8 protein-coding genes and 2 riboswitches are annotated in these 12,602 nt (G+C 44.1%); all 8 genes read left to right on the top strand.

From position 1 onward, the window contains the following. The first annotated feature begins 2 nt into the window (after positions 1-2). The 8 genes from nadE (at position 3) to ptsG (ending at position 12,165) form a co-directional block, all read left to right on the top strand. Positions 3-830 carry an ammonia-dependent NAD(+) synthetase gene (gene nadE, locus E2491_RS14085; RefSeq protein ID WP_134376270.1) on the top strand — a complete coding sequence of 276 codons (828 nt, stop codon included), beginning with the start codon at positions 3-5 and terminating at the stop codon, positions 828-830. Between the two features lie 292 nt (positions 831-1,122). Then, entirely contained in the window at positions 1,123-2,067 is a 945-nt protein-coding gene (locus E2491_RS14080) for an AAA family ATPase (protein ID WP_134376269.1), read from the top strand. After that, the gene (locus E2491_RS14075; RefSeq protein WP_134376268.1) at positions 2,067-3,284 is read left to right on the top strand and encodes a DUF58 domain-containing protein; all 1,218 of its coding nucleotides are present in this window, start codon (positions 2,067-2,069) and stop codon (positions 3,282-3,284) included. The genes E2491_RS14080 and E2491_RS14075 overlap by 1 nt, the downstream gene beginning before the upstream one ends. Next, on the top strand, positions 3,281-5,500 hold the full coding sequence (locus E2491_RS14070) for a DUF4129 domain-containing transglutaminase family protein (protein WP_134376267.1): 2,220 nt from the start codon (positions 3,281-3,283) through the stop codon (positions 5,498-5,500). The genes E2491_RS14075 and E2491_RS14070 overlap by 4 nt, the downstream gene beginning before the upstream one ends. Positions 5,501-5,538: 38 nt before the next feature. Next, positions 5,539-5,640, top strand: a riboswitch (purine riboswitch). Between the two features lie 139 nt (positions 5,641-5,779). Next, entirely contained in the window at positions 5,780-7,333 is a 1,554-nt protein-coding gene (gene guaA, locus E2491_RS14065; RefSeq protein ID WP_134376266.1) for a glutamine-hydrolyzing GMP synthase, read from the top strand. A gap of 118 nt (positions 7,334-7,451) precedes the next feature. Continuing rightward, positions 7,452-7,553, top strand: a riboswitch (purine riboswitch). A gap of 123 nt (positions 7,554-7,676) precedes the next feature. Then, complete coding sequence (locus E2491_RS14060; RefSeq protein ID WP_134376265.1) at positions 7,677-9,011, top strand: NCS2 family permease; 1,335 nt, start codon at positions 7,677-7,679, stop codon at positions 9,009-9,011. A 105-nt stretch (positions 9,012-9,116) separates the two neighbouring features. After that, positions 9,117-9,953 (top strand): glucose PTS transporter transcription antiterminator GlcT, encoded by an 837-nt coding sequence (glcT, locus tag E2491_RS14055; protein WP_134376264.1) that lies wholly within the window; start codon positions 9,117-9,119, stop codon positions 9,951-9,953. Between the two features lie 145 nt (positions 9,954-10,098). After that, positions 10,099-12,165, top strand: a complete 2,067-nt coding sequence (gene ptsG / locus E2491_RS14050; RefSeq protein WP_134376263.1) for a glucose-specific PTS transporter subunit IIBC — start codon at positions 10,099-10,101, stop codon at positions 12,163-12,165. The last annotated feature ends 437 nt before the right edge of the window (positions 12,166-12,602 follow it).

Raw genomic sequence — 12,602 nt, 5'->3', positions numbered from 1 at the left:
TTTTGTCAGCACTGCAACAGAAAATCGTCGCAGAGATGGGTGTTAAGCCCGTTATTGATCCTGAAGAAGAGATTCGCAAGAGTATTGATTTCTTAAAGGAATATGCACATAAGCATACATTCATCCGGTCATTTGTACTGGGCATTTCAGGCGGTCAGGATTCTACTTTAACAGGAAAGCTGACACAACTGGCAGTCGATGAGCTGAATGAAGAGGCGGGGGAAGAGAAGTATTCCTTCATTCCTGTCCGTTTACCTTATGGCACGCAGGGAGATGAATCGGATTGTCAGGATGCGCTCCGTTTTATTAACCCGAAAGAAACGCTGGTCGTAAACATTAAGCCGGCTGTTGATCAGAGTGTCGAATCATTGAAACAGGCAGGCATTGACATCAGTGATTTTGCCAAGGGAAATGAAAAAGCGCGTGAAAGAATGAAGGTTCAGTATTCCGTTGCTGCCATGAGAAATGGTGTAGTGGTTGGAACGGATCATCCGGCGGAAGCAGTTACCGGCTTTTACACGAAGCACGGTGATGGCGGAGCTGACATTCTGCCATTGTTCCGTCTGAATAAACGTCAGGGCAAGCAGCTGTTAAAAAAGCTTGGCTGCCCGGAGCATCTATACCTCAAAAAACCGACAGCAGATCTTGAAGAAGATCGTCCTCAGCTTGCAGACGAGGAAGCGCTCGGTGTTACCTATGATCAGATCGACGATTATTTGGAGGGTAAAGAAGTATCATCCGAAGCCAGGGAAAAGATTGAGCAGCATTATTTGAAAACACAACATAAGCGTCATATGGCGATCACCATTTTTGATGATTTCTGGAAATAGCGGTTAATTCGATTCAGGCTGGTCTATAATGGGACTATCCCTTTTTCACCGCTTCCTGGATTCAGAAACCGGATTGAGAAAGGGAAACCGACTCAATCCGGTTTTTTCTGTTTAAAAACGTACCGGGTAGTCAGTTACTGTTGTAACACTTTGTTTTTTCTTATATTCTAAATAGAGTGTATATTTCAAAAAACAGGACTTTTTGCCAACAGGTGAAAGTACTGCTGCAACTGATACATTTTTACGCAAGTTTAATAGAAATAGATCGAGTTGAAAATGGGAGGGAACCAACATGTACCATGAAAAATTAGAAACGATTCTTCACAATATTGAAAAAGTCATGATAGGAAAAAGAACGGTTGCTGAATTAAGCATTGTGTCGCTCCTGGCACAAGGGCATATTCTTCTTGAGGATGTTCCGGGTGTCGGAAAAACGATGATGGTTCGTGCGCTTGCAAAATCAGTTGGCGCAAAGTTTACCCGCATTCAGTTTACTCCAGATTTACTTCCTTCAGATGTTATTGGTGTATCCATTTATAATCCTAAAGAGCTTACCTTCCAGTTCCGGCCGGGTCCGATTATGGGAAATATTATTTTAGCGGATGAAATCAACCGTACTTCACCAAAAACACAATCTTCACTGCTTGAAGGAATGGAAGAGGGCAGTGTAACGGTCGATGGTGTGACTCACAGGCTGGCCAGACCGTTTTTTGTTATGGCAACGCAGAACCCGATTGAGTATGAAGGAACGTATCCACTGCCGGAAGCGCAGCTTGACCGTTTCCTTCTCAAATTGAAAATGGGTTACCCGAATGCAAAAGAAGAGCTCGAGGTGTTAAATCGAATTCAGCATTCACCTCCAATTGAAGATCTGGAGCCGGTTATTACACTTGAGGAGCTTCAGGCTCTTCAGAAAGAAGTTAAAAATATTGTCGTAGATGACAAGATCAAGCAATACATTGTGGATCTGGCAGGCAGCACGCGGGAGCATCCGAACGTGTATTTAGGGGTAAGTCCACGTGGATCCATTGCGTTAATGAAGGCAGCTCAGGCGTATGCGATGCTTCATGGCCGAGATTACGTGATTCCGGATGATATTCAGTTCCTGATCCCATACATTTTCTCACACAGAATGATTTTGAAATCAGAAGCGAAATATGACGGAATCGAGCCGGAGGATGTTATTGAACGGATTGTCGCAAGAACGAGAGTACCAGTTCAGAGAGTGGCGAAATAATGAAAGCGATTTGGACATTTCTGCAGGAATTCGGGAAGGTGCTGCTGCTTCTCGTTTTATTGGCAGGGACGTTTTCATATGCGATGTTTCAGGGTGGATTTGTCAGCTGGTTTTTGTTTTACAGCTTTCTCCCATTCGGACTTTATTCGCTCATTCTGATGCTGTATCCGCTTGGTGATTTTAAGGTTGTCAGAAGGATCAAATCAAAGGAATTAAAGGCGGGATCTTATGTGACGGTTCAGATTCAGCTGACCCGTAAAGTACCCGTGCCTTTGTTTTATATGATTGTACAGGAGCATGTATCGACCGATGTTTTTTCCACGCAGGAGATTGGCCAGGTGAAAAAAATGGTTAATCCGTGGTTTAGAAGAAAGTTGATTTTGGAATACGATATTCCGGATCTTCCACGTGGAGAGCATACGTTCAGAAGTGTTGAGCTGAAAACGGGAGACTTTCTCGGCATTATCCAGAAATCAAGACACCTGGTGTGCGAAGAGACGATCCTTGTTTATCCTGCTCATATTAATATTAATTATCAGCCGATTCAGGCCAGGTTTGATCAGGGTGTCTCATCATCCAATGTAAAGTTCCAGCAGGATACAACGATGGCAACCGGAGTCAGGGATTATCAGACCGGGGACCGTGTATCTTGGATTCACTGGAAGTCCTTTGCACGGACAAATGATCTGAAAACAAAGGAATTTGAAGAGCGTAAGTCTCACGACGTCTCGGTGGTGCTCGACAGGACCCCAACTCCTGCTTTTGAAGATATGGTTGTGCTGGCCTCATCGATTGCCCGGGGTGTCATGAAAAAAGGAGCTCAGGTTGGCTACTTTTCACAGGGAAGCACTGTTCAACAGGCGCCTGTACGAAGTGGTGAAGCCCACCAGAAGCAGGTGAATTATTATCTTGCCAAGGTCCAGGGGGATCATACAGGCGCATTTGCTGATGTATTGAAAGAAAACGCGACATCGTTAATTCGCGCCTCAGCCCTTATGATCGTTACATCAAGGTTATCGAGAGAAATGGTCGATCAGGTGAGTGCCATTTCCAAAAATGGACAGGCTGCAGTCATTTTTCTTGTGCGCCATCCGGCTGTGACGCTGAATGCTGATGATCAACAGCTGAAAGGACTCGCTGCTTCAAAAGGCATTATTGTCAAAGAACTGAATAAACGTCAGTTTTCATCTGTGTTCAAGGAGGTGAAGCATGCATGAGAACCGACTTTGGATGGAATACGGTTACGCTGTTGGTTTTATACGTACTTAGCTTCTTCCTGTTATGGGAGTGGCTGCGTCCGATTGACCAGATTACGGATACAGATAACCTGTCTTTCTTTATTATTTTTGCCGGACTTTCGCTGCTGCTTTACTTCTTTGAGGTCGATTGGCGGATTTCAGGCTTGATTAAGCTGCTTTACGTCGTGATTGTTTTACAAACGCTATATTTTTCAGTCCCTTTTATTGGAGAAGGGGAGTGGGTGGCTGCGTTCTTAGCCTCAGTATGGGAAAGTGTGATTTTAACCGTTCAGCAGGACTGGAATAATGTCAGTGATTTGTACCGGAGTCTATTATTCTTTATTTTGCTATGGTTAAGCACGTACTTACTTCATTACTGGCTCGCTGTCAGAAAGCAGTTGTTTTTATTTTATTTGTTTACTATCGTTTACGTCACACTTCTTGATACGTTCAGTCCGTATGATGGAACGAATGCGATTATCCGGATAATTTTATTCGGTTTTCTGTTAATGGGTCTTCTGACGCTTCAGCGTGTAACCGATCAGGAGCGGCTGCATCAGTCCGCAGGGCAGTATCAGAAATGGCTGATTCCACTTGCGCTGATGGTTGCCTTCAGCTCCGTTATTGCCTATGCTGCGCCAAAGTCAGAACCGATATGGCCGGATCCGGTTCCTTTTCTACAATCATTTGCCGGGGGATCAGGCAGTGGTTCCGGAGTGAACAGGCTCGGTTACGGAGAGGATGATTCTTCGCTTGGTGGGCCATTTGTCGGCGATGAGACTAAAGTTTTTGAAGTGGTTACAAATGACGAGCAGTATTGGCGTATTGAAACGAAAGATCTTTATACGGGGAAAGGCTGGGATCAGTCTCAGGAATCTGACGGAAGTGGTGCCGCATTTGCGGTAGGGGAAGATATTCCGCTTAATATTTCCGATATCGATGAGGAATCTGAGCCTGTGACAGCCTCGATTGAAGTGGATCTTACTTACAATCATCTCGTTTACCCGTACGCGCCGGATCAGGTGCTTGAAGCCGATGCTGACCGGATGGTAGTTGATTCGATCAGTGAAAAGATCGTTTCGTATCAGGGTGAAGAAGAAGTTGAGCTTGAACAGTATGAGTGGGAGTTTCGTGAACCCCGTTACAGTCTTCAGGCGATGAGAGATACAACCGGTCTTGGGGATTACGAAAGAACGGGCGATTTGCAACGTTATTTGCAGCTGCCTGAGAATTTACCTGACCGCGTTCGTGAGCTGGCGGTTGAAATCACAGAAGGTGAAGACAACTGGTACGATAAAGCAAGTGCTGTGGAGGATTATTTTTCACGGAATGGTTTCGTCTATGATCAGTTTGATGTGCCGGTTCCGTCCGGTGATCAGGATTATGTTGACCAGTTTTTATTTGAAACGCAAAGAGGATACTGTGATAACTTTTCTACCTCAATGGTTGTGCTGCTGCGTTCAGTTGATATCCCGGCACGCTGGGTAAAAGGCTATACGCAGGGTGAGGAAATCACCCGTAATGAAGATGGACTCACGCGTTATGAGATTACAAACAACAATGCCCATTCCTGGGTTGAAGTATTTTTCCCGGAAGTAGGATGGGTACCGTTTGAGCCGACAGTCGGTTTTTCAAATAACGTATCTCTAAATTACGATTTGGATTTGGATACAGAAACGGAAACACCTGATACACCTGAGCCACAGGAACAGGAAACACCTGAAACGCCTGCTCCTCTTGAGGAGGACACGCCTGCCGGAGGCGGACCTGCCGGTGATGGATCACTGTTCGGGAATATGTGGGATGGTATTAAAACATTTGTGTCAGAAAATCGTTTTATCTCCGGCCTGATCGGTGTGGCGTTTATTCTGGCAGGGGTGATCATTTACCGACTCAGATTCCGCTGGATGCCTTACGTTTTAATTTATTATTACAAATCGAAACGCGGGGATGATGTATACCCGGATGCTTACTCAGCGCTGTTAAAGCAGCTCAGAAGATATGGTTTAAAGCGTTCTGATAACCAGACCCTGAGATCGTATGCAAAAGAGATTGATGAGTTTTTCGGATCCCGCGAAATGAGCAGGCTGACAGATGAATACGAGCGAATCATTTATCGCAAGGATGACCCATCTGCCAAATGGCCTGAAATGCGTGAATTATGGGAAGATTTAATTAAAAGAACAACCGGTTGACCACCTGTTATTCAGGCGTTAAAATGGTGAAAATTAATGACAGCAAGATAGCCCCCCTTCATATATGTCCGACAATATGGGTCGGATGTTTCTACCGGATCACCGTAAATGGTCTGACTATGAAGGTGGTCTTTTCCTTTTGGTAAAAGACCGCCTTACAGAACGCTTGAAGGGAAGAGTAGAACGTGACTCTTATCAGTTGAGCGTTCTTTTTCTATTTACCGGAGAAATAACCTGGCACATATGCCGGAGAAAAATATTACTTGATGAGGTGACCCCATGCTAGGTAAAGAAGAGATGCACAATCAGGAAATGATCGTTGTTCTGGATTTTGGAAGCCAATATAACCAGCTGATCACAAGACGTATTCGTGAGTTTGGTGTTTACAGTGAACTGCACCCACATACAATTACAGCTGAAGAGATTAAAGAATTAAATCCGTCAGGCATCATTTTCTCAGGTGGACCTAATTCGGTTTATGACGAAAATTCCTTCCGTGCAGATGAGCGGATTTTCGATCTTGGTATTCCGGTGCTTGGTATTTGTTACGGTATGCAGCTGATGACGATGCACTTTGGCGGGAAAGTAGAAAAGGCGAAAAATCGTGAGTACGGAAAAGCGGATATTCATATTGAAAAGGCAGAGGGACTGTTTAAGGATCTTCCATTAACGCAGACCGTATGGATGAGCCACGGCGATCTTGTGGTTGAAGCTCCACCTTCTTTTGATGTAGTGGCTACAAACCCATCGTGTCCGGTTGCCTCGATCAGTAATGACGAGCAGAAGCTTTATGCAGTTCAGTTCCATCCTGAAGTACGCCATTCCGTATACGGCAACGAGATGCTTCGTAATTTCGTCTTTGATGCATGTGGCTGTAAAGGCGACTGGTCGATGGAGAACTTCATCGAAATCGAACTTGAGAAAATCCGTCAGGAAGTCGGCGACCGTAAAGTGTTATGCGCATTAAGCGGCGGTGTTGACTCTTCCGTTGTTGCCGTGCTGATTCATAAAGCAATCGGTGATCAGCTGACATGTATCTTCGTTGATCACGGGCTTCTCAGAAAAGGTGAAGCGGACAGTGTCATGAAGACATTTGCTGACGGTTTCAACATGAATGTGATTAAAGTAGATGCACAGGACCGTTTTATGAACAAACTGAAAGGCGTTTCTGATCCTGAACAAAAACGTAAAATCATCGGAAATGAATTTATTTATGTATTTGACGATGAAGCAACGAAGCTTGACGGCATTGACTTCCTTGCGCAGGGAACGCTTTACACAGACATCATCGAAAGTGGAACAGCAACGGCACAGACGATCAAGTCTCACCACAATGTCGGCGGGCTGCCTGAAGATATGCAGTTCACTTTGATTGAACCGCTGAACACACTGTTTAAAGATGAGGTTCGTGCGCTTGGAACAGAGCTCGGTATTCCGGATGAAATTGTCTGGAGACAGCCGTTCCCAGGTCCGGGTCTCGGAATCCGTGTCCTTGGTGAAATTACAGAAGAGAAATTGGAGATTGTTCGTGAATCTGACTATATTCTTCGCGAGGAAATCAAAAAAGCAGGCCTTGACCGCGATATCTGGCAGTACTTCACTGTCTTACCAGATATCCGCAGCGTAGGTGTTATGGGAGATGCGCGTACGTATGACTATGCGATTGGTATTCGTGCAGTAACATCTATTGACGGCATGACATCTGACTGGGCACGTATTCCTTGGGATGTACTGGAGAAAATTTCTGTACGCCTGGTCAATGAAGTGAATTCCATTAACCGCGTGCTGTATGACGTGACGAGTAAGCCACCTAGTACCATTGAATGGGAATAAGCGAATATTAATAAAATAATATGTTTTAATGTTCGTATTTTGTGTTGACGTACTATACAGTCGCTGATACAATTACAACTATCGTGTTAAAGCGGTTCTTATTCAGGTTCTGCTTTACTGAAACTTAATAGTCTTTCGTCGTATAACGTCGGGAATAGGGCCCGAAAGTCTCTACCAAGTCACCGTAAATGACTTGACTACGCGGATTGAATTCATATGTGCTTTTTTCAGCTTTTGACGGGCTGGAAAAGTGCGTCTTCGATCACTACAGTCAACCCTGAACGACGATCATCGTTCAGGGTTTTTTCGTTATACTTCGGAGAAATCTCTGGAGGGAAAAGCATTGAAGAAGTATTTTCAGTTTGAAGAATTAAACACGAATTACCGCCGTGAATTTATCGGAGGATTAACCACGTTTCTGGCAATGGCGTATATTCTTGTCGTTAATCCGTTAACGCTTACCCTTGCTGATGTGGAAGGTCTGCCTGACGCACTGCGTATGGATTATGGCGCTGTCTTTGTTGCAACAGCCCTTGCAGCAGCTATCGGTTCATTTGTGATGGGGGTATTTGCGAAATATCCAATCGCTCTTGCACCGGGAATGGGTTTGAATGCGTTTTTCGCTTATTCGGTTATTTTAACGCAGGGGATTCCATGGCAAACAGCTTTAACAGGGGTTTTATTATCTGGAATTATCTTTATGATTCTTACCGTGACAGGCGTTCGTGAAAAAATCATTAACTCAATTCCTGCTGAACTGAAATTTGCAGTAGGAGCCGGAATTGGACTTTTTATTACGTTTATCGGTTTTCAAAATGCGGGCATCATCGTTGGAAACGATGCGACAATGGTGGCGCTTGGTGATCTGACAGATCCTAATACATTACTTGCTATTTTTGGTATTTTTATTACCGTTATTTTTATGACCCGCAAAATTAAAGGTGGTATTTTCTTCGGGATCGTATTAACGGCAATTGTCGGAATGATTGTTGGACTGATTGACCGTCCAAGCGGCATTGTTGAGCCTGCGCCTAGCATTGCGCCAACTTTCGGTGCAGCACTGGACCCGATTTTTAATAATCCGGCTGAACTATTCACCATACAGATCCTTGTCGTTGTGCTGACTTTCCTGTTTGTTGATTTCTTTGATACTGCAGGTACACTCGTTGCAGTGGCGAACCAGGCAGGACTCATGAAAGAAAATAAGCTTCCGCGTGCAAGTAAAGCTCTTTTCGCTGATTCAACGGCAACAGTTTTTGGTGCGGTTCTTGGAACGTCGACGACCACATCTTACATTGAGTCCTCATCAGGTGTAGCAGCCGGAGCGCGCTCAGGATTTGCTTCAGTCGTAACGGCAGGCTTCTTCCTGCTATCGATTTTCTTCTTCCCGCTGCTTGAAGTCATTACAAGCGCAGTAACTGCTCCTGCGCTGATCATCGTTGGTGTACTGATGGTGTCAGCTCTTGGTAAAATTGATTGGTCACGTTTTGAAATTGCGGTACCGGCTTTTCTGACGATTATTGCGATGCCGCTATCTTACAGTATTGCTACGGGTATTGCGGTCGGATTCATTTTTTATCCGATCACCATGATTGTGAGCGGAAAAGGAAAACAGATCCACCCGATCATGTACGGGCTGTTTGTAATCTTTGTTCTTTACTTCATTTTTCTTTCGTAATACCATATAAGGACTGTTTCCGTTTACCGGACAGTCCTTTTTTAAATGGATCAGGCGGGTAAACGGAATACCGGATCGAAATTGACATGGACGGAAGTGAATGAGATGAGCTACACAGTCAAAAAAGTGCTGAATAATAATGTGCTGATAGCGGGGACCAATGATTCGGAAGTCGTTATGATCGGTAAAGGGATTGGCTTCAAACGGCAAGCCGAGTCGACGATTAGTGAAGCAGAGGTTGAAAAGCTGTTTGTCCTGAGGAATCAGCAGGAGCAGGATCAGTTCAAAAAACTTCTTCCTCATGTGGATGAAGAACTGTTGAAGGTTGTCATTTCCTCCATTGAGCTTATTCGTGAACGGACCCAGTCATTTTTGAATGAGCATATTCATGTAGCGTTGACAGACCATATCGTATTTGCTGTAAATCGTCTGATGAGAGGGATGTCCATCTCCAATCCATTTCTTCTGGAAACGAAAGCGCTTTATCCGTATGAATATGAAATTGCCAAAGAAGTTGTTCAGCTCATCAATGACCGTGCCCATATTTATCTGCCTGAAGGAGAGGTTGGTTTTATTGCCCTCCACATTCACAGCGCGATGATGAATAAAAATGTGCGGGAAGTGAACTCACACTCTCAGCTGATCGGGCGTCTGATCCAGCTGATTGAAACGCAGTTCGATGTCCAGTTGGACAAAGAGAGTATTGATTACATGAGGCTTGTCAGGCATTTGCGTTATACGATTGAGCGTGTGGTCAGGGGAGAAAAAGTGGATGAACCGGAAAAAATAGCTTTACTCTTGAAAGAGGAATATCCTCTGTGCTACAATCTCTCTTGGAAACTGATAAAAATTATGCAGCAAACATTAAAAAAACCTGTCTACGACGCAGAAGCCGTGTATTTAACGATGCATCTGCAGCGGATTCAGACCAAAATGAAATAATTCACTTACGTGTTACTGATACGATCAGGCATGAGTAAGGAATAGATGATCCATAGGGATTCGTGTACCCTCACGACCCGAACTGGGACTCTTTTCTTTACTCATGCCTTTTTTGTTTGCTGCAGAATAAAAAGGAGGAAATAAAATGTTCAAGAAGTTTTTCGGTCAGCTTCAGAAAATCGGGAAAGCGCTGATGCTTCCTGTAGCGATTTTACCGGCTGCCGGTTTATTGCTGGCATTTGGTAATGCGCTGCAAAACGAAACACTGACTAATCTGGCTCCGTTTTTAACGAGTGACTGGATCGTCATGATTGCCAGTGTCATGGAACAGTCCGGTGGTATAGTTTTTGATAATCTACCATTGCTATTTGCTGTAGGGGTAGCCATTGGTCTTGCAGGAGGAGATGGTGTTGCCGGTCTTGCTGCGATTGTTGGTTACTTAATTATGAATGCCACAATGGGTACCGCACTAGGTCTTGATCTTGAGACAGTAACGAGTGGAGAGGATCCTGCTTATGCGCTTGTTCTTGGTATTCCTACACTGTCATCCGGCGTATTCGGCGGAATTATCGTAGGTGCATTGGCTGCTGCCATGTACAATCGTTTTTACAATATCGAGCTTCCGACATACCTTGGATTCTTCGCTGGTAAACGATTTGTTCCAATCGCAACAGCAGGTTCAGCTGTTCTGCTTGGATTGATCATGCTGTTAATCTGGCCGCCTGTTCAGGAAGGATTAAACTTCTTCTCTAACAGTCTGTTAAGTGTCAACCTTGCACTATCTGCATTTATTTTCGGGGTGATTGAGCGTGCGCTGATTCCGTTCGGTCTTCACCACATTTTCTACACACCATTCTGGTTTGAATTCGGTACGTATACGAATGCTGCGGGTGATATCGTCCGTGGTGACAACTCAATCTTCCAGGCGCAGATTCGTGACGGCGTTCAGGATCTGACAGCCGGAACATTCATGGCTGGTAAATATCCATTTATGATGTTCGGTCTGCCGGCTGCAGCGCTTGCGATCTATCATGAAGCACGTAAAGAAAAGAAAAAAATCGTTGCAGGAATCATGGGCTCGGCTGCCCTGACTTCTTTCCTGACAGGTATTACAGAGCCGATTGAATTCGCATTCCTGTTTGTAGCACCACTTCTATTTGCAGTGCACACTGTTTTTGCAGGACTATCTTTCTTAACGATGCACCTGCTTGACGTTAAAATCGGAATGACATTCTCCGGTGGTCTCATTGACTTCCTTCTGTTTGGAGTACTAAACCCACAGACAAACTGGTGGTTAGTGATTCCGGTAGGGCTTGTATTTGCAGTGATCTATTACTTCGGATTCCGCTTTGCAATCCGTAAATTCAACCTGGCTACACCAGGCCGTGAAACAGAAGAAGATGAGGGAGAAGAGCGCGTTGTTTCTTCTAAATCAGATCTTCCACACGACATTCTTGATGCAATGGGCGGTTCAGCAAACATTGCGAATCTTGATGCTTGTATCACGCGTCTTCGTGTTCAGGTAAACGAGCCATCAAAGGTAGACAAAAAAGAATTAAAGCGTCTTGGCGCATCAGGCGTTCTTGAAATTGGAAACAACATTCAGGCCATCTTCGGACCGCGTTCAGACAGTCTTCGTCACCAAATGAAAGACATTATGGACGGAAAGACACCACGTCCTGTGAAAGTTAATGCTGATCAGCAGGTACAAAAGGAAATTGAAGAAACAACGTCAACTGCTGTCCGCAATGATGTGGAGATCTTATCTGATTTTGTTGCACCAATCTCCGGTGAAGCAGTATCAATCACAGAAGTGCCTGACCAGGTCTTCTCCGGCAAGATGATGGGAGACGGGTTTGCGATTATTCCTTCAGATGGAATCGTTCGCGCACCTGTAAACGGTAAAATCGTTAACGTATCTCCAACAAAGCATGCGATTGGTATTGAGTCTGACAACGGTCAGGAAATTCTGATCCACTTTGGTATTGATACAGTGAAGTTGAACGGTGAAGGCTTTAAGGTTCATGTAAATGAAGGGGATCAGGTGAAAGCCGGAGATCTTCTACTTGAAGCAGATCTTGCTGCCATAAAAGATCGCGTTCCTTCTATTATGACACCGATTGTGTTTACGAATCTGATGAACAACGAAAAGGTGGAAGTGAAGAAGAATAAGATCAGTCGTGGAGATAAAGGAATTATTGAAGTGAAGTAAGGTTGTTTGAAAAGCGTCCACTGAGTGGGCGCTTTTCTTTTTGGGTGGGAGATCATTCTAATAGAGGGGAAATTTTTTTATATAAATGTGTTGTAATATTCAGAATTAAATTATATAATGGAATTGCTCTTAACACATTGACTACATTCATGGAGGTGTGATAGATTAGTAAAGTTCTCTTAAAGGGAACGGGATATTTATAGTGTTCCGTAAGGCTTTTTTGTTTTCTCTTTTTTAGACGGTTTTTATCGCCAGAAAAAAAGATGAAAAAAGAATTTAAAAATGCTTTACAAACTAATCTATAACATGATATGATGTTCTAGTCGCTTACGAGAGCGGCGCTTCAAACAAGAAGCACTGAACCTTGAAAACTAAACAACCAAACGTCAACGTTTAAGATTTTAAGTCTTTTTCGAATAAAAAAGACAATGAGCTTT

The sequence above is a fragment of the Jeotgalibacillus sp. R-1-5s-1 genome (assembly GCF_004405105.1).
In the GTDB taxonomy this organism is placed as follows: Bacteria; Bacillota; Bacilli; order Bacillales; family Jeotgalibacillaceae; genus Jeotgalibacillus.
The sequence above is the reverse complement of the archived record's forward strand: the minus strand, read 5'-3'. Positions and strand labels throughout refer to the sequence as shown.